The organism is Bradyrhizobium sp. RDM12, assembly GCF_051917485.1.
In the GTDB taxonomy this organism is placed as follows: Bacteria; Pseudomonadota; Alphaproteobacteria; order Rhizobiales; family Xanthobacteraceae; genus Bradyrhizobium.
Genome location: NZ_CM133064.1, coordinates 652,211 through 674,050 on the forward strand (window position 1 = coordinate 652,211; position 21,840 = coordinate 674,050).

21 protein-coding genes and 4 pseudogenes are annotated in these 21,840 nt (G+C 64.2%); 7 read left to right on the top strand and 18 right to left on the bottom strand.

Annotated features, from left to right (window positions below; translation table 11 throughout):
* Positions 1-2: 2 nt before the first annotated feature.
* The gene (locus ACTGJ9_RS03125; RefSeq protein WP_456675884.1) at positions 3-674 is read right to left on the bottom strand and encodes a response regulator; all 672 of its coding nucleotides are present in this window, start codon (positions 672-674) and stop codon (positions 3-5) included.
* A 303-nt stretch (positions 675-977) separates the two neighbouring features.
* Here ACTGJ9_RS03125 and ACTGJ9_RS03130 point away from each other — a divergent pair, with 303 nt between their 5' ends.
* Positions 978-2,663 (top strand): MFS transporter, encoded by a 1,686-nt coding sequence (locus tag ACTGJ9_RS03130; protein WP_456675885.1) that lies wholly within the window; start codon positions 978-980, stop codon positions 2,661-2,663.
* A gap of 69 nt (positions 2,664-2,732) precedes the next feature.
* Here ACTGJ9_RS03130 and ACTGJ9_RS03135 read toward each other — a convergent pair whose 3' ends face one another.
* Positions 2,733-3,206, bottom strand: a complete 474-nt coding sequence (locus tag ACTGJ9_RS03135) for a secondary thiamine-phosphate synthase enzyme YjbQ (RefSeq protein WP_456675886.1) — start codon at positions 3,204-3,206, stop codon at positions 2,733-2,735.
* A 150-nt stretch (positions 3,207-3,356) separates the two neighbouring features.
* Positions 3,357-3,875, bottom strand: a complete 519-nt coding sequence (locus ACTGJ9_RS03140) for a hypothetical protein (RefSeq protein ID WP_456675887.1) — start codon at positions 3,873-3,875, stop codon at positions 3,357-3,359.
* 386 nt (positions 3,876-4,261) lie between these two features.
* Between ACTGJ9_RS03140 and ACTGJ9_RS03145 the strand changes: the two genes are divergently transcribed.
* The 5 genes and pseudogenes from ACTGJ9_RS03145 (at position 4,262) to ACTGJ9_RS03165 (ending at position 6,896) form a co-directional block, all read left to right on the top strand.
* Positions 4,262-4,636: an AtpZ/AtpI family protein gene (locus ACTGJ9_RS03145; RefSeq protein ID WP_456675888.1), complete on the top strand. Its 375-nt coding sequence runs from the start codon at positions 4,262-4,264 to the stop codon at positions 4,634-4,636.
* Positions 4,637-4,748: 112 nt separating this feature from the next.
* Positions 4,749-5,497, top strand: a pseudogene (locus ACTGJ9_RS03150) (F0F1 ATP synthase subunit A).
* 53 nt (positions 5,498-5,550) lie between these two features.
* Positions 5,551-5,781, top strand: a complete 231-nt coding sequence (locus ACTGJ9_RS03155) for a F0F1 ATP synthase subunit C (RefSeq protein WP_200457466.1) — start codon at positions 5,551-5,553, stop codon at positions 5,779-5,781.
* 60 nt (positions 5,782-5,841) lie between these two features.
* Entirely contained in the window at positions 5,842-6,405 is a 564-nt protein-coding gene (locus ACTGJ9_RS03160; RefSeq protein WP_456675889.1) for a F0F1 ATP synthase subunit B family protein, read from the top strand.
* A gap of 5 nt (positions 6,406-6,410) precedes the next feature.
* The gene (locus ACTGJ9_RS03165) at positions 6,411-6,896 is read left to right on the top strand and encodes a F0F1 ATP synthase subunit B family protein (protein WP_456675890.1); all 486 of its coding nucleotides are present in this window, start codon (positions 6,411-6,413) and stop codon (positions 6,894-6,896) included.
* A gap of 223 nt (positions 6,897-7,119) precedes the next feature.
* On the opposite strand, the gene ACTGJ9_RS03170 is transcribed toward ACTGJ9_RS03165, so the two are convergent.
* The 7 genes and pseudogenes from ACTGJ9_RS03170 to ACTGJ9_RS03200 all read right to left on the bottom strand — a co-directional run bounded on the left by ACTGJ9_RS03170 (position 7,120) and on the right by ACTGJ9_RS03200 (position 14,250).
* The gene (locus ACTGJ9_RS03170; protein ID WP_456677611.1) at positions 7,120-7,446 is read right to left on the bottom strand and encodes a group II intron maturase-specific domain-containing protein; all 327 of its coding nucleotides are present in this window, start codon (positions 7,444-7,446) and stop codon (positions 7,120-7,122) included.
* A gap of 165 nt (positions 7,447-7,611) precedes the next feature.
* Positions 7,612-8,495 (bottom strand): annotated as a pseudogene (gene ltrA, locus ACTGJ9_RS03175) (group II intron reverse transcriptase/maturase); the annotation flags it as partial.
* Positions 8,496-8,967: 472 nt separating this feature from the next.
* Positions 8,968-9,619: pseudogene (locus tag ACTGJ9_RS03180) on the bottom strand (hypothetical protein).
* A 130-nt stretch (positions 9,620-9,749) separates the two neighbouring features.
* A complete protein-coding gene (locus ACTGJ9_RS03185; protein WP_456675891.1) occupies positions 9,750-10,337 on the bottom strand; it encodes a GNAT family N-acetyltransferase in 588 nt (195 codons plus the stop codon).
* 41 nt (positions 10,338-10,378) lie between these two features.
* Positions 10,379-11,668 (bottom strand): M16 family metallopeptidase, encoded by a 1,290-nt coding sequence (locus ACTGJ9_RS03190; protein ID WP_456675892.1) that lies wholly within the window; start codon positions 11,666-11,668, stop codon positions 10,379-10,381.
* On the bottom strand, positions 11,665-13,083 hold the full coding sequence (gene thrC, locus ACTGJ9_RS03195) for a threonine synthase (protein ID WP_456675893.1): 1,419 nt from the start codon (positions 13,081-13,083) through the stop codon (positions 11,665-11,667). Before thrC ends, ACTGJ9_RS03190 begins: the two co-directional genes overlap by 4 nt.
* 522 nt (positions 13,084-13,605) lie before the next feature.
* Complete coding sequence (locus ACTGJ9_RS03200; protein ID WP_148770108.1) at positions 13,606-14,250, bottom strand: response regulator transcription factor; 645 nt, start codon at positions 14,248-14,250, stop codon at positions 13,606-13,608.
* 87 nt (positions 14,251-14,337) lie between these two features.
* On the opposite strand from ACTGJ9_RS03200, the pseudogene ACTGJ9_RS03205 reads away from it, so the two are divergent.
* Positions 14,338-15,674: pseudogene (locus ACTGJ9_RS03205) on the top strand (histidine kinase).
* Here the strand turns inward: ACTGJ9_RS03205 and ACTGJ9_RS03210 are convergent.
* From ACTGJ9_RS03210 to ctaD, 8 genes are all read right to left on the bottom strand, one after another.
* Positions 15,675-16,040, bottom strand: a complete 366-nt coding sequence (locus ACTGJ9_RS03210) for a nuclear transport factor 2 family protein (protein ID WP_456675894.1) — start codon at positions 16,038-16,040, stop codon at positions 15,675-15,677.
* A gap of 108 nt (positions 16,041-16,148) precedes the next feature.
* Entirely contained in the window at positions 16,149-16,913 is a 765-nt protein-coding gene (locus ACTGJ9_RS03215) for an SURF1 family protein (protein WP_456675895.1), read from the bottom strand.
* Complete coding sequence (locus ACTGJ9_RS03220; protein WP_456675896.1) at positions 16,910-17,311, bottom strand: DUF983 domain-containing protein; 402 nt, start codon at positions 17,309-17,311, stop codon at positions 16,910-16,912. Before ACTGJ9_RS03220 ends, ACTGJ9_RS03215 begins: the two co-directional genes overlap by 4 nt.
* A 92-nt stretch (positions 17,312-17,403) precedes the next feature.
* Positions 17,404-18,300 carry a cytochrome c oxidase subunit 3 gene (locus ACTGJ9_RS03225; protein ID WP_456675897.1) on the bottom strand — a complete coding sequence of 299 codons (897 nt, stop codon included), beginning with the start codon at positions 18,298-18,300 and terminating at the stop codon, positions 17,404-17,406.
* Between the two features lie 64 nt (positions 18,301-18,364).
* Complete coding sequence (locus tag ACTGJ9_RS03230; protein ID WP_456675898.1) at positions 18,365-19,012, bottom strand: cytochrome c oxidase assembly protein; 648 nt, start codon at positions 19,010-19,012, stop codon at positions 18,365-18,367.
* Positions 19,013-19,017: 5 nt separating this feature from the next.
* The gene (locus ACTGJ9_RS03235; protein WP_148754405.1) at positions 19,018-19,182 is read right to left on the bottom strand and encodes a CoxF protein; all 165 of its coding nucleotides are present in this window, start codon (positions 19,180-19,182) and stop codon (positions 19,018-19,020) included.
* Positions 19,183-19,189: 7 nt separating this feature from the next.
* On the bottom strand, positions 19,190-20,134 hold the full coding sequence (locus ACTGJ9_RS03240) for a heme o synthase (protein ID WP_456675899.1): 945 nt from the start codon (positions 20,132-20,134) through the stop codon (positions 19,190-19,192).
* Positions 20,135-20,193: 59 nt separating this feature from the next.
* Positions 20,194-21,810 carry a cytochrome c oxidase subunit I gene (gene ctaD, locus ACTGJ9_RS03245; protein WP_456675900.1) on the bottom strand — a complete coding sequence of 539 codons (1,617 nt, stop codon included), beginning with the start codon at positions 21,808-21,810 and terminating at the stop codon, positions 20,194-20,196.
* Between the last annotated feature and the right edge of the window lie 30 nt (positions 21,811-21,840).

Here is a 21,840-nt window from a genome sequence, read left to right on the forward strand (position 1 = left end):
GATCACCCCGTCGGCGTGCCCTGCTTCCACTGGGCGCCGGCAATCCGGGCGGCGGCGATCACCGCCTGGGTCCGGCTCTCGACGCCGAGCTTTTGCAGGATGGCCGAGACATGGGCCTTGATGGTCGCCTCGGAGACGCCGAGCTCGTAAGCGATCTGCTTGTTGAGCAAGCCCTCCGACAGCATCATCAGCACCCGCACCTGCTGTGGCGTCAGTGTCACCAGGCGGTCGCGCAGGCGCGTCATGTCGGGGTCGGCGGCGGCCGACAGGTCGGTATCGGCGGGAACCCAGACGTCGCCTTCCATGACCTTGAGGATAGCGTCGCGCAGCGTCTCGACGCCGAATCGCTTGGGGATGAAGCCGGAGGCGCCGAAATCGAGCGAACGCCGGATCGTGGCGCTGTCGTCGGAGGCCGAGACGATCACCACCGGGATCGCCGGATATTGCGCTCGCAGATAGATCAGGCCGGAGAACCCGGAGATGCCAGGCATCGAGAGGTCGAGCAGGATCAGGTCGAGGTCGGAGGTCTGTTCCAGAAGTTTGGTCAGATCCTCGAACGACCCGGCCTCGTCGATCTTCGCCGTGCTGAGGACACTGGCCACCGCCTGCCGCAGGGCATCGCGGAACAGCGGATGGTCATCGGCAATGACCAGATGGGTGGAGGGAGCGCTCATCGATCTCTTGCTGTCGTTCACAACCGGGCCAGTAGTCCGGACCGGCGCAATGGTCAATTCTTCCCCGCCCGGCCGTGGCATGCAAGGGCACATTATTCCTTTGCCGGAAAGGGGTTAATCCGCAAATCGTGCGCCGAGGCGCAGCAATATACATCCGCGCCGTCAGTTGCGCGTCAGTGCGCAAGGCCGAAAGTCGTATTGGGGCCGGTTTCACGCCAATGTTACCTTGGGGGCAAGACCCGGGTTGATCCGGCAGGGCCGGACAGCCGGGACGCGAGGAAACGAAATTCGGGGAGTCTAACGATGACGATGACAGCGGCGGCCAGCGGCGTCGGGGCGCGGGGAATGACCGGCGAGGAGAAGAAGGTCATCTTCGCATCCTCACTCGGTACCGTGTTCGAATGGTACGATTTCTATCTGTACGGCTGGACTGCAGCCCAGATCGGCAAGGCGTTCTATTCGGCGTTTGACGCCAACACGCAGTTCATCTTCGCGCTGCTGACCTTTTCGGCGGGCTTCCTGGTTCGCCCCCTCGGCGCGCTGGTATTCGGCCGGGTCGGCGATCTGGTCGGCCGCAAATATACCTTCCTCGTCACCATCAGCATCATGGGCTTGTCGACCTTCCTGGTCGGCCTGACGCCGGGCTACCAGACGCTCGGCTGGCTGGCCCCGACCATCCTGATCGGTTTACGCCTGCTGCAGGGTCTCGCGCTGGGCGGCGAGTACGGTGGCGCCGCCACTTACGTGGCCGAGCATGCGCCGCAGGGACGTCGCGGATTCTACACGTCGTGGATTCAGACCACCGCGACGATCGGCCTGTTCCTCTCGCTGCTCGTCGTCTACATCGTCCGCAACAGCATGAGCGCCGACGCATTCGGTGATCCGAGCCTCTCGGGCGGCTGGCGCATCCCCTATCTGCTCTCAATCCTGCTGCTCGGCATCTCGATCTGGATCCGCATGCAGCTCTCGGAATCGCCGCTGTTCCGGAAGATGAAGGACGAAGGCAAGGGCTCCAAGGCGCCTCTGACGGAAGCCTTCGGCAACTGGCAGAACGGAAAAATTGCGCTGATCGCGCTGCTCGGCCTCACCGCGGGTCAGGCTGTGATCTGGTACGGCGGGCAGTTCTACGCGCGCGTCTTCCTCGTCAATACGCTCAAGGTGCCGGCGAACTCGGCTGACATTGCGCTCATTATTGCGCTCGCGATCGCGACCGTCGGCTTCCTGTTCTTCGGCTGGCTCTCGGACAAGATCGGCCGCAAGCCGATCATCCTGGCCGGCTGCCTGCTCGGCGCATTGACCTATCATTTCGCCTTCAGCCTGCTGACGACCGCCGCCAACCCGGCGCTCGAGAAGGCGCTGGCGAATGCGCCCGTGTCCGTCGTCGCTGACCCCAAGGACTGCAACGTGCTGTTCGACCCGGTCGGCGGCAGGGTGTTCACCAGCTCCTGCGACGTCGCCCGCAACGCGCTGATCGCCTCGTCGGTGAACTTCAAGCTGGAACCCGGCGCGCCAGGCAGCCTCGCCAAGGTCGTCGTCGGCAACAAGTCGTTCGATTCCGTGAACGGCAATGGTGCCGATCCCAAGGCCTTCGCAACCGCCCGCGCCGCGTTCACGACCGCCGTCACCGCTGCGGTCGGCGAAGCGGGCTATCCGGTCAAGGGTGCCGATCCGGCCGCGATCAACATGCCGCTGCTGATCGTCGTCCTGACCTACCTCGCAATCCTCGTGACCATGGTGTACGGCCCGATCGCTGCCGCTCTCGTCGAGCTGTTCCCGACGCGGATCCGTTACACCTCCATGTCGCTGCCCTATCATATCGGCAACGGCTGGTTCGGAGGACTGCTGCCGCCGATCGCGGTCGCGCTGGTCGCCGCGACGGGCAATATCTACGCAGGCCTCTGGTATCCGATTGCGATCGCGTCGATGACCTTCATTGTCGGCCTGATCTTCGTACCCGAGACCAAGGACGTCGACATCACCAAGACCTGATCCTGTTCGCGTCGCGAACATCTGATCAACCGGCCGCGGAGCGATCCGCAGCCGGTTTGCTTTTGAATGTTATTGATTGCCGCCGATGAATTGCAGCACGATTTCGCGCCGATGCGGGCGCGCGCGGTGCTCGACGAGATAGATCGCCTGCCAGGTGCCGAGCGCGAGCCTGCCGTTGAGGACGGGGATCTGAAGCGACGTCTGCGTCAGTATGGTCTTGACGTGCGCAGGCATGTCGTCGGGTCCTTCGGTATCGTGAGTCCAGGGCACGTTTTCAGGCGCGAGCCGCGACAGCGCGGTGGTGAGATCAACGAGCACCGAAGGATCGGCGTTTTCCTGGATCGTCAGCGAGGCTGAGGTGTGGCGGATGAACAGCGTCAGCGCGCCGTCGCCGGCGTGTGCCTCGTTGATGAACTTGGCGGCTTCGCTAGTGAGATCGGTGAAGCCGCGGCCGGGCGTCTGCACGGACAGCAATGACGATACGATGGTGGTGGCTTGCACCGACGATGGCGCCGAGCGTGTGACGGATCTGGCTGATGTCATGAAAGGTCTTTCAACTCGAAGGCTGCGGTGGGGTGGGCAAAGCGAAGCGTGCCCATCAATCCGCACAGCGATATCAAGGTGGTGGGCACGGCGCTTTGCGCCTTTGTCCACGCTACCGCAGCTCAACGCGTGGCTAGCGCGTTCGGGTCCTCAAATCTTCCCCGACACGTCCTTCTGTACGCGATTGGCCATGTCGATCAGCCGGCGCCACGCCTTTTCCAGGAACGACATCGCGCGGTCGAGGTCCTGATCGCTCGGCAGCGGGATCTCGAGCTTGCGGTCGCCCTCGGCGGCCTTCGGCTCTCCCTTCTTCAGGGAATCCGATTTCGGCAGCGCCTCGTCGATCTTGCCGGAGACGGTCGGACCGGCGGCGAGCTGTCCCTTCAGCGTCTCGACCTCGGCCTGGAGGCGGCCGATCTCCGCATCGAGCGCGGAGCGCTCGTCGGGCACGGCGTAGCAGGCCCAGCCGGCGCCATTCCTGGTGCAGGTCGAGACCATGCCGGTGCGGGTGTCGAGCCGCAGCACGCCCTCGGGGATCGGCGTCATGCTGTAGCGGCCGTTTTCGCTCTCTGGTGCTGATTGAGCGGCAACCATGCTCCCGCTGAGCGTCGTCACCGCAACGATCGTCGCAGCAATCCATGATCCTGTGGATGATTTTGCCGGTCGCATCGCGCTCTCCGCTACGCCGCACAGGTGGCACACCCTCGCATTCTACACCCGGGCGGGCGACGGCGCACCGCCGGCCCGCTCGAATCCGTCGCCCAAAGCGGCATCCGCAAAATCAACGGTGGCGGTTCGTCCCTTTGATCCCGAAAGCTGCAGCGAAATCTCGGCGATATCGGCGGATCGCGCGGAGCGCTGCTGCGGTGCGGCGTCGCGCTGTGTGCAGCGCTGGCCATCAAGGCAATATCATCAATGAAATCAGCTAGATAAACGAACACGACGCAATCGTGACTTGGCTTGACTTGATTATGAGCGGTCAGTATGGTCCGCGCGGCTTTTGAGGGTGGCGGGCGTAATTTCCATTCAACCGCGGCGTTTCGGGTCTTCGTGGCATGGCTCAAGACACGGGACACGGCGGGAATGGAGATCGCGATAGATCGTCCGAGGAAGCTGCGCTTTCCGAACGGCTCGGAAATCTTGATCAGCGGTTGTCCGAACTTCGCGGCCGCCACGTCAAGACCGAGCAACCCGCAGGTGACGGTGGAGACGGAGCGGCCAGAGCCTCGGCGATGGCGCTTGGTTTTCGGTTATCTTCCGAGTTGGTCGCCGGTGTCGTCGTCGGAGCGGGGATTGGCTGGGGTTTCGACCGCTTGCTGTCGACGTCGCCTTTCGGATTCATCGTGTTCATGCTGCTGGGCTTCGTGGCCGGCGTGGTGAATGTGGTGAGAACGGCGGGCGCGGGTCAGAACAGGCGCGGTGGTTCTTAACGCCGATCCGAACAGGAGAGGAATTTTCGCGCCGGCTTCGCCGGTGCGGGCCGGCCCGGCCGGCAGACCGAGACACGCCGGCTAGCCCGGCAGACCAAGAGATGCCGCGCCGATGAAAATCGATCCGATCCACCAGTTCAACATCGAGCCTCTCTTCACGATCGGCCATATCGGCAATCAAACGATCGCCTTCACAAATTCATCACTCTACATGCTGGTGGCAGTCGCGATCATCTCACTTCTGATGCTTGCCAGCGGCACGCAGCTGGTTCCCGGGCGCTTCCAGTCGCTCGCCGAGATCTCCTACGAGTTCGTCGCCTCGACCATCCGTTCGACCGCCGGCTCGGAAGGCATGAAGTTCTTCCCGCTGATCTTCTCGCTGTTCATGTTCCTGTGCGTCTCGAACCTGGTCGGCGTCATTCCCTACACCTTCACGATCTCCAGCCATTTGATCGTGACGGCAGCGCTTGCGCTGCTGGTCTTCTTCACGGTCCTGATCTACGGCGTCGCCAAGAACGGCCTGAAGTTCTTCAGCATTTTCGTGCCCCACGGCGTCCCCGGCTACATCCTGCCGCTGGTGATGTTCATCGAGATCCTGTCGTTCTTCCTGCGGCCGGTCTCCCACAGCGTCCGACTGTTCGCCAACATGCTGGCCGGCCACATTGCCTTGAAGGTGTTCGCGGGCTTCGTCGCGATGCTCGGCTTCTCGCTCGGCGCCCTCGGCTGGGTCGGCGGCGTGCTGCCGCTGGCGCTCACGATCGCGCTGTACGCTCTCGAGATCTGGTCGCGTTCCTGCAAGCCTATGTGTTTGCGATCCTGACCTGCATCTACCTCAACGACGCCATTCATCCGGGGCACTAAGCGGTCCGGGGAATCTCCACCCACAACCAAATCTTTCCTCCAAGGAGTCTAAAATGGATCCGGCATCAGCAAAACTTATCGGCGCGGGCATTGCATGCATCGGCATGGGCGGCGCGGGCGTCGGCGTGGGCGTGATCTTCGGCAACTACCTCGCCGCAGCCGTTCGCAACCCGTCGGCTGCTCAGGGCCAGTTCGGCAATCTGATCTTCGGCTTCGCCGTGACCGAAGCGCTCGGCATTTTCTCGCTGCTGATCGCACTGCTGCTGCTGTTCGTTCCGCTCTGAGGACGATTTTTCGCGTCGCATCAACCGACGCGGCGCGCATGACAGCAACAGGAGAACTCCATGGCTGAGAGTCATGGCGGGGCGAAAAGTCCGGCGGCGGGCGCCCACACCGAGACCGAAGGCGGTCACGGTGGCGGTTTTCCGCCGTTCGAGAGCAGCACCTTTGCTTCGCAGCTGGTGTCGCTCGCGATCTTCTTCGTCGTGCTTTACGTGATCGTGTCCAAGCTCGCTCTGCCGAAGGTCGGCGGTGCGATCGAAGGGCGTCAGAACAAGATCGAGGGCGACCTCGCCGAGGCGCAGAAGCTGAGGGATCAGTCCGACGCGGCGCTGAAGGCCTATGAAGGCGAACTCGCTTCGGCACGTTCGCGGGCGCAGGCGATCGGCAACGAATCCCGCGACAAGGCGAATGCGCTGGCGGACGCCGAGCGCAAGGCTCTGGAAGAGCAGCTGGCGGCCAAGCTCGCCGAGGCGGAAAAGACCATCGCCTCGACCCGCGCGACCGCCATGACCAACGTCCGCGGTATCGCGGCCGATGCGGCAGGCACGATCGTGCAGCAGCTCACCGGCGTCGTTCCGGATGCGGCGTCGGTCAATGCCGCCGTTGATGCGTCCTTGAAGGGTTAGTCGATATGTTCTTCGATCCTGAAACCTGGGTCGCCGTCGCTTTCGTCATCCTGATGATCGTGTTCGGCTATCTCGGGGTGTTCAAGAAGGCGACGGCTGCGCTCGACCATCGCGCCGACCGTATCAAGGCCGAGCTCGACGACGCGACGCGCCTCAAGCAGGAAGCGGCCAAGGTGCTCGCCGATTACAAGGCGCGCACCGCCTCGGCCGAACGCGAGGCCGCCGACATCATCGCCAACGCGAAGTCCGAAGCCGAGCGCATCGCAGTTGAGGCCAAGGCAAAGGTGGAAGACTTCGTCGCCCGCCGTACCAAGACCGCGGAGAGCAAGATCGCGCTCGCAGAGGCCCAGGCGGTCGCCGATGTCCGCGCCGCAGCCGCGGAAGCCGCCGTGCAAGCTGCCTCCACGATCCTGTCGCAGTCAGTCAAGGGCCGGGTTGCCGACGATCTGCTCGCCAAGGGCATCACCGAGGTTCGCCAGAAGCTGAACTGAGGGCAGAGCCTCATCAATCAAAAAGTCGGCGCGATGAGCGCCGGCTTTTTTGTTGGGCCGGTACGACCACCGCAAACTCCGTGTCATCACCCGCGAAAGCGGGTGATCCAGTACTCCGAGACGGTTGTGATGGATAGGCCGCGGATCGGGATAGGGGAAGCCTCACGGCTTCACCCCTCCCACACCACCGGACGTACGGGTCCGTATCCGGCGGTTCGCTGGATTAAGCGGGTCGCAGTGCTGCGATGGAGCGTAGGCCGAGTGAACGCAAGAAGGCGTTTGGCAAAGCAGTGTTGAGCGCGGGGCTTTGAGCGAGCCGCCAAGGGCCACGTGGGCTGCCGGCGGTTTTCGCCGCTAGGTCCCGGCCGACGCCGCGGCGTCGCAGCTCATCGAAGCGGGTGCGTCCGCATCTCCACTGTTTCCAGACGATGGCGCGCAACCGTCGCCTGATCCACTCATCAAGGGCGCGCAGCACCGACGGCGTTTGGCAGAAGCCGAAGTAGCCGCGCCACCCGATCAGGTAGATTGACAGCTCCTTGACGATCTGCACGAGGCTTCGCCCGCCCGTGCGCCGCGTCAGCTCCCGAACTCTCGCCTTGAAGCGGGCGATCGCCTGCGGCGCAATGCGCCGCCGCGGTGCTGTCCCGCCGGTGAAGCTAAAGCCCAAAAACTTGCGGGCGCTCGGTTTGGCGACCGCACTCTTGGCCCTGTTGATCTTCAGCTTGAGACGCGTTTCGAGGAACTTTTCGATGCCCGCCAGCACCCGTTCGCCCGCCTTCTGACTGCGCACATAGATGTTGCAGTCGTCGGCGTAGCGCACGAAGCGATGGCCGCGCTTCTCCAGTTCCTTGTCCAGCACATCCAGCATCAGGTTCGACAACAGTGGCGAGAGCGGTCCACCTTGCGGCGTGCCCTCCTCCGTCGGACTGACCAATCCTCCTCCATCACACCCGCATTCAGGAAGGCGCGGATGAGCTTCAGGAGATGCTTGTCAGCAACCCGTTTGGCAATGAGCCCCATCAGGATGTCGTGGTTGACCCGGTCGAAGAACTTTTCCAGGTCGATGTCCACAACGAAGGCGTACCCGGACGCGATGTACGCCTGCGCCCGTTCCACCGCCTGATGCGCCGAGCGGTTCGGCCGGAAGCCGAAGCTCGCCTCGGAGAACGTTCCGTCCCAATCTGCCTGCAGCACCTGCAACACCGCCTGCTGAATGAAGCGGTCAAGCACCGTCGGGATGCCGAGCGGCCGCAGGCCACCCGACGCCTTCGGTATCTCCACCCGCCGTACCGGCTGTGGCTTGTAGGTGCCGCCAAATAGCTGGGTCCGGATCGCGAGCCAGTGCTCCTTCAGATAGGCCGGCAGTTCGCCGACGGTCATCCCATCGACGCCTGCCGCGCCCTTGTTGCGCGTCACTTGCGCCAACGCTTTCTTCAGGTTCTCACGCTCGACAACTGCTTCCATCGACGGTCCTGCGACCGCCGGGTGTTCGAGGCTGGCCTTCGCCGCACTTGCTTCGGTCTCTCGGGCGGCGGCGGTCAGGGCTTCACCCTTCGCTCCGGTGCCCGAGTTCAGTTCAATCTGATTCTTCTGCCGCATGGCTCGCACGAGATCGACCGCTCTACTGACCACTTCCAGCGTTCAGGCCTTCGGCGGCGCGCCGCCGCCTACTATGCCCTCTGCTGACTTCTGCGCGGCGATCAGGCCGCCTTGCGGCGACCTCAGTCCCGTTGCCGGGACACCGTGCAGACCTCCCGAGGTAAGACCGACCGCCTTCGCCGCACGCCCGCCGGATCTACCACCCCGGCCCTTGATGACCGTGGACTTCGCGATCAACGGCTCGCTCGTCCGGCCGGGTAGGCCTCGTTATCCGGTGTTTGTCCATCGAGCCGCGGCTTTGCTCCACGCTGTCTTCAGACCCCACCTCACGATGACGCCCTTGCGCTTCGCTAATCCTTCGCCGTCATCAGGCTGGATAGAGGACTTCCACCTCCAAGCTGTCGTTCATACTCGGCACACCGTACTGGATGCCCCGGTCAAGCCGGGGCATGACAGCAGAAGTTGTGGCGCCCTACTTCTTCTTCCCCCGCGCCTTCGGCTCGGGCGAGAGCGCTTGCGGGTCGAAGCCGACATAGAAGATGTAGGAATCGGCGGCGGCAGCTGAAGGCACCGGGTAGGACAGGTCCTCGGCGACGAAGGTAAAGGGCACGCTGCCGCCCTCGGACATCTCGACCGTGGTCCGGTAGGCCTTCGAGGCGATGACCTTCTCGCCGACGCCGCCCTGCACCACGGCGACACGGAGCGGCACCTCGACACTATTCGGCGCACCCGCCGGGCCGGCGATGACACGGCCCTGGATGCCGATACGCGCGGTGATCTCGCTCCCGTTGCGGATGCATTCACGCGCCATCTTGGTGATCGATGCCTGGAAGCGCACGTCGTTGCCGACGGCCGGCTTGCCTGTCGCCCCGACCCCGTAGGTGGACGCTCCGGAGCGCACCGTGACCTGCGGGCAATCGATGTCGTCATCGGCCGCCGGCTGGCCCGGTGGGCGCAGGGTTGGGCTGAGCGGGTTCGTCGGACTTGCCGCCGAACAGGCTCTTGAAGCGGTCGGTCAGCGACTGCGCCGCGACCGGCGACACGGACGCGAATGACACCGACAGCGCCAGCGCGATCACCGGACCCCGCCGCAGCGCATGCCGCAATGATCGAAGCTCTTTCATGAACGGCAGTACTCCATGACACATTCCGGCCGATCGGCCGACCAGCGGGTTATATCGCCAAAATCGGCGATCCCAAGGCGAGAAAACAAGACAGGAAAAACGGTGATCCCGGCGCGCGAACAAGCCCGGCTCAGCGGCGGAAATCCTCGTGCAGCAGGCCGAACAGGAGATGGTCCTGCCAGACCCCGTTGATGCAGAGATAACGGCGCGCAAGTCCCTCGCGCGAAAAGCCGCACTTCTCCAGCACCCGGATCGACGGCGCATTGGTGGGGATGCAGGCGGCCTCGACCCGGTGCAGGTTGAGCTCGCCAAATAGCGTCGGCAGCAGCACCCTGAGCGCCGCGGTCATGTAGCCGCGATGGGCGTGGGGCTGGCCGACCCAATAGCCGATGGTGCCGGCCTGAACGATGCCGCGCCGGACGTTGGCGAGCGTGATACCGCCGACCATGGCGCCGTCGAGCTCGCGAAAGATCAGAAAGGGATAGGAGCGGTCCGCGGCAATATCCTCGGAATAGCGGCGCAGGCGGCGACGGAAGCCAGACCGGGTCAGGTCGTCAGACGGCCAGATCGGCTCCCACGGCGTCAAATAATCACGGCTGGTCTCGCGCAGATGCGCCCACTGCAGGAAATCCGACATCTGCGGCGTCCGCAGCAACAGCCCGTTGCCGCGGGGGGCGAGAGCAGCAGGTCCACTGGATGGCAGGCGAAAGAGGGCCATTGTGATGCTTCCCGAGGCGCGAGGCGCTGGTTGCGCGGCTCCTAGTGCAGCCGCGCCTTGGCGCGCGCCTTTGTCAATCCTTCCGCAAAAGACACCGCCGTGTCCAGACCCCTGCCGCTGCCCAATGCAACCACCGCAGGCCGGCTGCGCGAAAGCAGCGCACGCGCCGCGTCGCGGGTCGATTCAATACTGACGTCATCGATCCGGGCCACCAGCTCCTGCACCGTCTGCGGCCGGCCATAGGCCAGCACGTGCCGGGCGAGCTGCTCGGCGCGCGAGGAGCAGCTCTCCAGCGCCATCAGAAGGCCCGCCTTCATCTGCGCCTTGGCGCGGGCGATCTCGACCTCGGTCAGGGTCTCGACCGAATCATTCATGATGTCGACCACGACCTCCATCATCTCGGGCGCGTCGGCGGGATCGGTCCCGGTGTAGAGGCCGAAGAAACCGGTGTCGGCATAGGGCGCGTGGAACGAGTAGATGGAGTAGCAGAGGCCGCGTTTTTCGCGCACCTCCTGGAACAGCCGCGACGACATTCCGCCGCCGAGGATGTTGGTGAAGACCTGCAGCGAGAACAGCGACAGGTCGGTCTGCGGCACGCCTTCCAGCGCCAGCGTCAGATGCGCCTGCTCGAGTTCGCGATGCACGACCTTGACGCCGCCCTTGCCGAACATCGCCGCCTGCGGCTTCGGCCCCGGCGTCGCGTCAAAGCTCGCAAAGCGCTTCTCGACCTCGGCGACGACCTGCTTGTGATCGACGGCGCCCGCCGCCGCCACCACCATGTCGGGCCCGCGGTAGTGCGTCGAAAGATAGTCGCGCAGCGCGTCGCGGTTGAAGGCGCGCAGGGTCTTGGCGGTGCCGAGCAGCGAGCGGCCCATCGGCTGGTCGGGATAGCAGAGCTCGTTGAGATGCTCGAACACCACGTCGTCGGGCGTGTCCTGGGCCGCGCCGATCTCCTGCACGATGACGTTCTTCTCGCGCTCGAGCTCTTCGGGCTCGAAGGCGGGGTTGGCCAGAATGTCGGCAAGCACGTCGAGCGCGAGCGGCACGTCGGCCTTCATGACCCGGGCATAATAGGACGTGGTCTCGGTCGAGGTGCCGGCATTGAGGTCGCCGCCGACCGCCTCGATCTCTTCGACAATCTCGCGCGAGGAGCGCCCCGTCGTACCCTTGAACGCCATGTGCTCGAGCAGATGCGAGATACCGTGCTCGTTCGGCTTCTCGTCACGGCCGCCGACGCCCGCCCAGACGCCGAGCGCGGCCGTCTCGAGATGCGGCATGTTGTCGGTGACGACGGTCAGGCCGGAGGCAAGCTTGGAGATCTCGACGCTCATCCGGCAACTCCCTGTTTTGCGGCACGGCTGACCGACAGCACGAAGCGCTCGACCTCGGCCTGATCGTTCTTCATGACCTTCATATGTTCGGATTTGGTCATGAGACCATCGAGCCAGGCCGGCAGTTGCGGCCGGTGGCCGCAGGCCGCATCCACGGCATCAGGGAATTTGGCCGGATGCGCGGTCGAGAGCACGATGTTGGGCACGGTCGTGTCGGTGGTGTCGCGATCGGCCACCGCGAGCGCCACGGCCGTGTGCGGATCGACGAGCTCGCCGGCCTCGCGCCACGCAGCGCGGATCGCAGCCGCGGTTTCGGTCTCGTCGGCGCGCCCGGCGTCGAATTCTTCGCGGATCGCAGCGAGCGTGGCGTCGGGCAGAACGAAGCGGCCCGACTGTTTCAGCGAATCCATCAGCCGGCGCACGCCGGCCGCGTCGCGCTTGCCGGCTTCGAACAGCAGCCGCTCGAAATTCGAGGAAATCTGGATGTCCATCGACGGCGAGGCGGTGGCGTGCACCTCGCGCACTTCGTAGATACCCGTCTTGAGCGTGCGGGCGAGAATGTCATTGACGTTCGCCGCAATGCGCAGGGTTCGCACGGGAAGCCCCATGCGCTTGGCGACGTAGCCTGCAAAAATATCGCCGAAATTCCCGGTCGGCACGATGAAATCCACCGCGCGCGCCGGTGCGCCCGCGGCGACTGCGGAGGTGAAATAATAGACCACCTGCGCGACGATGCGGGCCCAGTTGATGGAATTGACGCCGGACAGCGAGGTCGCGTCGCGGAAGCGGTGGTTGTTGAACATCCCCTTCACGAGCGCCTGGCAGTCGTCGAAATTGCCCTCGACGGCAAGCGCGTGGACATTGGCAGCGCCCGTCGTCGTCATCATGCGCTGCTGCACCTCGGAGATGCGCTTGTGCGGGAACAGCACGATGAGATCGACATTCTCCAGACCTGCGAAGGCCTCAACCGCGGCGCCCCCAGTGTCGCCGGAGGTCGCGACCACGATGGTGGTGCGCTGGCCGCGTTTGGCCAGCACATGATCCATCAGCCGCGAGATCAGCTGCATCGCCACGTCCTTGAAGGCGAGCGTCGGACCGTGGAATAGCTCCAGCATGAATTGATGCGGCGACATCTGGCGCAGCGGCACCACGGCCGGATGGCGGAAGGTGGCATAAGCCTCGTTCGCCATGCGGCCGAGGTCGGCGTCGGAAATCTCACCACCCACGAAGGGACGGATGACGTCGACCGCGACCTCCCAATAGGGGCGGCCGAAGAACCCGGCGATGGTCTCGACCGAGAGCTGCGGCCACGTCACCGGCACATACAGGCCGCCGTCGCGGGCAAGCCCTGTCAGCATCACGTCGCAGAAGCCAAGCTCAGGGGCCTCGTCCCGGGTCGAGATATAACGAGTCAAACTGCCCTCCAAAGGCCGGCCCGACCTGAATCCGGGGCCTTAAGCCTTTGATTTAATGATGTTCCTAGTTCGCAGCCAGAGGCTTTGCGGCACCATAGAGTGTTTTGCAGGGTCACACCATGCCCAACGAAAACGGGCTGCGGCGATGCCGCAGCCCTCTTGGAAGGTCTGTCGTTGATGTGTGCAGACCGGTTTCCGCGTTGGGACGCCTGCCCAAAAATCGTTCGTTCGAGCTATCGTCACCTGCCACGTGATCGTCAAGGAGAAAACGGCGCGCAACGCCGAATGTTCCAGTTTTTCCCGATATGCCCCAGCGGGCCGACGATCGGACTGTCCGAAGCCCGGTCCTCTTGCCGCATTTTCCCGAATCGATGCGCCTGATGAGGAACGAACGCGTCGTCGGCCCATTGTGTCGGCGGATGGTATCTGCCGTCGTCCACGCATTGCCCGGACGCGCGGCGGCGCCGATCCGTCGGCCGAACCGGCTGCCTCCTGGAGCAGCCGGTTCGGCTCCTGACGGTGTCAGTTCATCCCGATTTCCACCGCGATCCGGATCAGGTCAGAGTGGTTCTTGGCCCCTAGCTTCTGCTTGAGCAGGGACGTGGTGTTGGCGACGGTCTTGTAAGAGATGCCGAGCGCCTCGGCGACCTCGACGATCTTGTTGCCGCGCCCGAGCAGCCGGAGAATCTCGAGTTCTCGCGGCGTCATCTGCGAAGCCGGATTGGCCTTGATCGCGGCACCGGAGAACGTCACGGCCTCCGCAAGCTGCGGCGAAATGAAATTGTCGCCCGCGACCACCTTGCGCACGGCCTTGAGCAGGATCCGGGGATCGTCGCCCTTGGAGACATAGCCCTGCGCCCCGAGCTCGACCGCGCGCACCACGAAGGCCGGATCATCGTTCATGCTGAACATGATGATCTTGGCGTCCGGATCGTCCTTGCGGATCCGGCGCATCAGCTCGAAGCCCGAGACGTCAGGCAGGCTGATGTCGATCACGGTCACGTCGGGTCGCTTGCTGACATAGGCGCGGTGGCCTGATTTCGCGTCGGTCGCCTCGTCGATCCGGATCGAATGGTCGGAGGCGAAAAGGGTGCGGCAACCGGACAGCACCACTGGGTGGTCGTCGACAATCAGGACCCTGGTCGCCGGCTTGGCGGTATCTTGCATCGCGCGCTCTCGTGTTTTCTGGACTCATAAACCGGCGGGAACAAATGGAAAGAGAAAATCCCGCCAATGCGCGTTAGAATTGACCTAATGTGGCAACGGCTCTCATTCAGGACCCAGCTGTTTCTGCCGCTCGGCATGAGCTTTGTTGCCGCGCTGGCGATGGGCGGCGTGCTGCTCCAGACCTTCGCGGCCGGCCAACTGGCCGACGAGAATGAGCCTGGTCGACGCTCGACCCAGGCCGTCGCAGCCGCGCTCAACAGCACCCTGAACGCGTCGGATAATCCGCGGAAGATGCTCGACACATTTGTCAGTTCTTTGGGCACCTCCTCTGATATCCAATTCCGCCCGGTCGAAGCGGGTCCCTCGCCTACCGTACGGAACGGCCTGCGGGATGCGCATGGCGTGCCGCAATGGTTCGTGGACCTGATTGGCATCCCTGACGTGGACGCGGCGTCTCCCATCGTCATCGACGGCAGGCACATCGGCGATATCGTGTTCATGCCCGATCTGTCGGCTGATCTGTTCGAGAAATGGATCGCCTTCCTCGCACTGACGAGCCTCGTCGCCATGCTCATGGTGCTGACCGGAACTATCGCCCATCTTTTCGCAGGATCCGCGCTGCGGCCCCTGCAAGATCTCGGTGCAGGCCTCACCCGCATGCGGCGCGGCGATTATGCCATTCCGATCCGGTCTCAGGGCCGCCGGAAATCCGGCAAAGCTGCGAGGAAGCCAACGCGCTGGCGAAAACGCTCGCGCAATTGAGTCAGGACAATCGCGACCTGTTGCACCGGCTGGTGTCGCTCCAGGACAACGAGCGGCGCGATCTCGCCCGCGAGTTGCATGACGAGCTTGGCCCGCTGCTGTTCAGCATCCGTGCCGGCACCATCGCGCTGAGCGAGGCCTCGCCGCAGACGGGAGATCTCGGCAACACCGTCCAAGAGGTGATGCGATCCGTCGAGGCGCTGCAGCAAACCAACCGCCGCATCCTCGATCGGCTGCGGCCGCTCTACATCGAGGAATTGGGGCTCGAGGCCAGCGTACAGACGCTGCTCCGGAATTTTCGCAGGCAGGCGCCGCATATCGGCCTTACTGCAACGATCGATCCTGATCTCAACGGCATCGACGGGCCGCTGGCTCAGACCGTCTACCGCGTCATCCAGGAGACCTTGACCAACGTGCTGCGCCACGCAGGAGCGCGCAACGCCCATGTGGAGACGGCGATTGCCGGCGATGTGCTCGCGGTCGAGATCTCCGACGACGGCGGCGGCTTTCGCGCCGACAATGTCTTCGGCCGCGGCCTGACCGGCATGCACGAGCGCGTGCGCGCGCTCAGCGGATCGCTGTCACTGCTGCGGGCGGACGAACGAACCTATGTGCGTTGCCGCCTTCCGCTCGGCGAAATCCGCGACCCTGTCTCAGGCTAATTAGCACGCGCCGCAATCGTGCGAGCCCTGCGGAGCCGGCTTGCATAGCATGCTGTGGATCTTGCCTTCCGCACTGAAGCGGAACGTAGCCCGGACACGCAGCGCGCCCGCGACGGAATATTCCAGATCAATGCCGTTCTGCGCGGGATGGATTTCCTCCAGACCGAAGCCCGCCGAGGAGAAGGCACTGAGTCTCGGTCCCCAATAGGTTTCGAGTTCGCGCCGGCCGCGATAAAGATGCGTGCCGTTGCACGCGCATTCCACCTCGCCATCGTCTGTATAGAGGTCGAGCAGCGTCGCGAGGTCGCCCTTGCGGCAGGCATCCACCCAATCGACAACAAGTCCCATCTGATCGAAATCGCGCACGCCAGCAATCCTGTTTGCCGCGGAAAATTTCAGAAGCGGCTTACGATCACCCTCGTGAATACGCGCTGAATAATAAAGCCCGGACGATCCCGGGTTCCCACCGGAAACCTACGGGTTTGCGCCGCCATGCCGTCGTCCCCTCACCCATACGCCGAATGCAATCAGCACGGCGCCGGCGAGCGCGAACCAGGTGATCGCATATTGCAGATGGTCGTCCTTGAGATGCACGTCGAGCGGCCCCGGGCGCGGAATGCCGTTCTCGGGCACCGGCTGTTCGAGATCGACGTAGAACGGCGCGGTCGCGCCCCAGCCGAGCGCACTTGCGATCGCCGGATGATCGCGCACGAACCAAAGCCGCTTGTCCCGGTTTGCGGCCGGCGTGAGCCAGCCCGGCTCTTCCGGGAAGCGCAGGTAGCCGGTGAGCGCGACGGGCGCGCCGGTGACGAGCTTCTTCACCGCGCGATCCTCGATGCTGCGCTCCTGCATCGTATTCTCGACGAAGCCCGCATCGATCACGACGATCTCGCCGGTCGGCAGCCGCGCCGGCAGGAAGGCCCAGGTGCCGGGGCCGGAGGCATCCTTGCGCACGGCGGAGCCGGGCGAATAGACCATCGCATCCGGCGCGGCGGCGTAAGTGGCCGTGAAGCTGACGCGGCGAAATTCGTCCCGTGCGGGCGTCAGCGCCGCCCATTGCGCCGACGGCGGCAGCGCAACCGGTTCGGCCGCGAGACGTTCGGTGAGTGCGGCGATCAACTCGTGCTTGGCGGTGCGGCGCTGCAATTGCCAGACACCGAGCGCGACGAAGGCCGCGGTCAGCAGAAGCGTGAACAGCGTGAAGCCGGCCACGCGAGGCGTGCGTGCGGTCTCGCTCATTTCGCCCGGTCGACCAGCTGGCCAGGTGCTGCCTTGTGGTGGAATTGCAGGGCGATCAGCAGCGATTTCATCGAACGCAAGGGCAGAAGCGTGGTGGCGAGGATCAGCGGCAGCCACAGCACTGCATGCAGCCAGTACGGCGGCTGATATTTGACCTCGACGACGAGCGCGCAGCCGACCACGATCGCACCGGCCAGCATGATGATGAAGATCGCCGGACCGTCACCGGCGTCGATGAAGGCGTAATCGAGGCCGCAGCGGCCACAGGATGGCGCGAGCGTGAGAAAGCCCGCATAGAGCTTGCCCTCACCGCAACGCGGGCATTTGCACGCGAGCCCGCGCAGTGCGGTTTGCAGGAGCGCGGGCTGGGACTTGGGTGTGCCGGCAGGTTCGTTCATGACGAACGGGTCTATCACAATTTCAGTTGAACGTCGGCACACAAGCAAAGGGCGACCCTGCGGCCGCCCTTTCTCAAGCGATCGACCGCGCCTCAGTGGGCGCCGTGGGCCATGGTCTCGGCACCGTGTCCCCAGACATAGATGCACAGGAACAGGAACAGCCACACCACGTCGACGAAGTGCCAGTACCAGGCGGCAAACTCGAAGCCGAGATGCTGGGTTGGCGTGAAGTGGCCCGCATAGGCGCGGAAGAGGCAGACCAGCAGGAAGATGGTGCCGACCAACACGTGGAAGCCATGGAAGCCGGTCGCCATGAAGAACGTCGCGCCGTAGACATTGCCGCCGAACGAGAACGCCGCGTGGCTGTACTCATAGGCCTGCACGCCGGTGAAGGTCGCGCCCAGGAGGACGGTAAGAATCAGGCCATACTTCAGACCCTGGCGATCGTTCTCGAGCAGCGCGTGATGCGCCCAGGTGACCGTGGTGCCGGAGGTGAGCAGGATCAGCGTGTTCAGCAGCGGCAAATGCCAGGGATCGAAGGTCTCGATGCCGTGCGGCGGCCAGGTGCCCGGCACCGAGCAGGCGCCGGCCGCAGTGCCGAGGCCGCAGCCGAACACGGCGTCACGGGTGGCGTGGACGGCATCGGCGGGAAACAGCGCTGCGTTGAAATAGGCCCAGAACCAGGCAACGAAGAACATCACCTCGGAGGCGATGAACAGGATCATGCCGTAGCGATGGCTGATCTGTACGACACGGGTATGGTCGCCCTTGTACTGGGCTTCCTTGATCACATCGCCCCACCAGCTCGCCATGGTGTAGAGCACGCCGACGGTGCCGATACCGAAGATGATCGGCGCGGCCGAGACCATATGGTGCATCCAGGTGATCGCGCCGACCGCCATGATGAAGGCCGAGACCGAGCCGACCGCCGGCCACGGAGAAGGATCCACCAGGTGGTAGTCGTGATGCTTGCCTTGCGCGGTAGCCATTGCGGTCTGTCTCCTCAATCCCGTGCCCGTCCGGCACTTATCCCCTTAGTCCAACCGCTGAGTGTCAACCCGGCGGCTGGAGATTTCCCTTGCGTTTGTTGTCATCGCCGGATGCGAGCGGCTTCACCACCGGATCGCGCACCGGATAGAACGTGTAGGACAGCGTGATGGTGCCGAGCCCGTCATTGTCGTGGTCGTCGACGATCGACGGATCGACATAGAATACCACGGGCATCTCGCGCTTCTCGCCGGGCGCCATGGTCTGCTCGGTGAAGCAGAAGCAGTTGATCTTCTGGAAATAGGATCCGACCGTCAGGGGCGCGACGTTGTAGGCAGCTTGCCCGGAGGTGGTCCGCGCGGCCTGGTTGGTCACGGTGTAATAGATCGTGGTGACCTGGCCGATATTGACCTCGACCTCGGTCTGCTCCGGCTCGAACTTCCAGGGCAGGCCCGGCGCGACGTTGGAATCGAAACGCACCGCGATCTTGCGTGCGATCGGGCCGCTGGCGGGCGCCGAGGTCGCAACCTGGGTCGTGCCGTTGAAGCCGGTGGCGCGGCAGAACCAGTTGTAGAACGGCACCGCCGCATAGGACGCGCCGACCATCAGCGCGACCACGCCGCCGCAGATCGAGGCGACCAGCGCGTCACGACCCAAACCACGGCGCACCGTCTTTGGGGTCACGTCCTGCGATATGGCCGGCTCTCGATCCATCTCTCTCACATCGGCCGTACTAGAACCGCCGGTCCCTTGACCATGGTGACGGCGAAAAACAGGATGACGAGAACACCGAGCGCAAGTGCGATCGCGATCGAGCGCTGACGACGGCTCTTCTTCTGCGCCTCCGTGAGGACGATTCCATCTGGCTCGGGTTTGTCAGCCATTCCTGCCTCATGCGCCCCCAACCATCGGAGCAAGCGCCCGGTACACGACCTCGGCCAGCAAGGTCGCGAACAGCGCGAACAGGTACAGGATCGAGAAGGCAAACAGTTTTCGCGTCGCGCGCAACGATTGGCTGCGCTCACGACGGAGATAGACGTTGATGGCGAGCACCAGCATGCCGGCGCCGAGTACCAGCGAGGTCACGCCGTAGATGGCGTCGAAATAGCCGAGCGCCCAGGGCGCGGCAGCCACTGCGATCAGCACAATGGTGTAGAGCAGGATCTGGAGACGGGTCGCGTCGGGGCCGGCGACATTGGGCAGCATCGGAATGCCGGCGCGCGCGTAGTCGTCGGAGCGGAACAGCGCCAGCGCCCAGAAGTGCGGCGGCGTCCAGAAGAAGATGATGGCGAACAGCAGCAGCGGCTCGACGTCGACCGTACCTGTTACCGCGGCCCAGGCCACCACCGGCGGCAGCGCACCGGCGGCGCCGCCGATCACGATGTTCTGCGCGGTCCAGCGCTTCAGGCCCATCGTGTAGATCACGACGTAGAAGAAGATGGTGAAGGCGAGCAGCGCGCCCGCGATCCAGTTGACGAGGATGCCGAGCGTCATCACCGAGAAGAAGGCGAGCGTCATGCCGAACGCCATCGCCTCGGGCCGGGTGATGCGGCCGCGCGGGATCGGACGGTTCGCGGTGCGCGACATCTTAGCGTCGATGTCGCCCTCGAGCGCCATATTGAGCGCGCCGGAAGCGCCGGCGCCGACCGCAATGCAGAGCAGCGAGGTGATCGCGAGCACCCAGTGGAAGTGTCCCGGCGCCATCGCCATCCCGACCAGCGCAGTGAAGATCACGAGCGACATCACCCGCGGCTTCAGCAGCGCGAGGTAGTCGCCAACCTCCGCCTCGGAGATGCGGGGATTGATGTCGACGGCGTTCTGGTCGAGGACGGACACTGATTTCACTCGCTTCGTTACAGAGCCGCGGCGCCCGTTTCGGGCGCCGCGGAATCGGCTTACTGCACCCGGGGCAGCACCTCGAACTGGTGGAAGGGCGGCGGCGAAGGCAGAGTCCACTCCAGCGTGGTGGCGCCCGCCCCCCAGGGATTGGCGCCGGCCGGGACCTTCTTCATGAAGGCGTCGAGCACGCAGTAGAGGAAGATCAGCACGCCGAAGCCGGAGATGTAGGAGCCGATCGACGAGATCAGGTTCCAGCCCGCGAACGCGTCTGGGTAGTCGACATAGCGGCGCGGCATGCCCGACAGACCGAGGAAGTGCTGCGGGAAGAACACCAGGTTGACGCCAACAAAGGTAAACCAGAAGTGCGCCTTCGCGATCGTCTCGTTGTACATGTAGCCCGACATCTTCGGGAACCAGTAGTACCAGCCGGCGAAGATCGCGAACACCGCGCCGAGCGATAGCACATAGTGGAAGTGCGCGACGACGTAGTAGGTGTCCTGGAGCACGCGGTCGACGCCCGCATTCGCCAGCACGACGCCGGTGACGCCGCCGACCGTGAACAGGAAGATGAAGCCCACGGCCCAGAGCATCGGGGCGCGGAATTCGATCGAGCCGCCCCACATCGTGGCAATCCATGAGAAGATCTTCACGCCCGTGGGAACCGCGATCACCATCGTCGCGGCGACGAAATAGGCCTGCGTCGCCGAGGACATGCCGACCGTGTACATGTGGTGCGCCCACACCACGAAGCCGATACCGCCGATCGCGACCATGGCATAGGCCATGCCGAGATAGCCGAACACGGGCTTGCGCGAGAAGGTCGAGACTATCTGGCTGATCATGCCGAAGCCGGGCAGGATCAGGATGTACACCTCGGGGTGACCAAAGAACCAAAATAGGTGCTGGAACAGCACGGGGTCGCCGCCGCCGTCGGGCGCGAAGAACGTCGTGCCGAAATTGCGGTCGGTGAGCAGCATCGTGATCGCACCGGCGAGAACCGGCAGCGCCAACAGCAGCAGGAACACCGTCACCAGGATCGACCACACGAACAGCGGCATCTTGTGCAGGGTCATGCCGGGCGCGCGCATGTTGAAGATCGTGGTGATGAAGTTGATGGCGCCAAGGATCGAAGAGGCGCCCGCCAGATGCAGCGACAGGATCGCGAAGTCGACGGCCGGACCCGGATGCCCGGTGCTCGACAGCGGCACATACATGGTCCAGCCGGCGCCGACGCCATTCGCGCCCGGCTCGCCCTCGACGAAGGTCGACATCAGCAACAGGCTGAAGGAGGCCGGCAGCAGCCAGAACGAGATGTTGTTCATGCGCGGGAACGCCATATCAGGCGCGCCGATCATCAGCGGCACAAACCAGTTGCCGAAGCCGCCGATCATCGCGGGCATGACCATGAAGAAGATCATGATCAGCCCGTGCGAGGTCACGAACACGTTATAGGTGTGCGTCTCGTGGAATATTTGCACGCCCGGAAACATCAACTCGGCACGGATCGCGATCGACATCGCAGCACCGATGATGCCGGCGATGACCGCGAAGATCAGGTACATCGTGCCGATGTCCTTGTGGTTGGTCGAATAGACGTAGCGCCGCCATCCGGTCGGATGGGCGTGCTCGTGGTCATGCGCGTGATCGCCGTGTGCCGCTGCGCTGGTTGCCATTTTCAAATCCTGCCTTGCGTCCCATTCGGA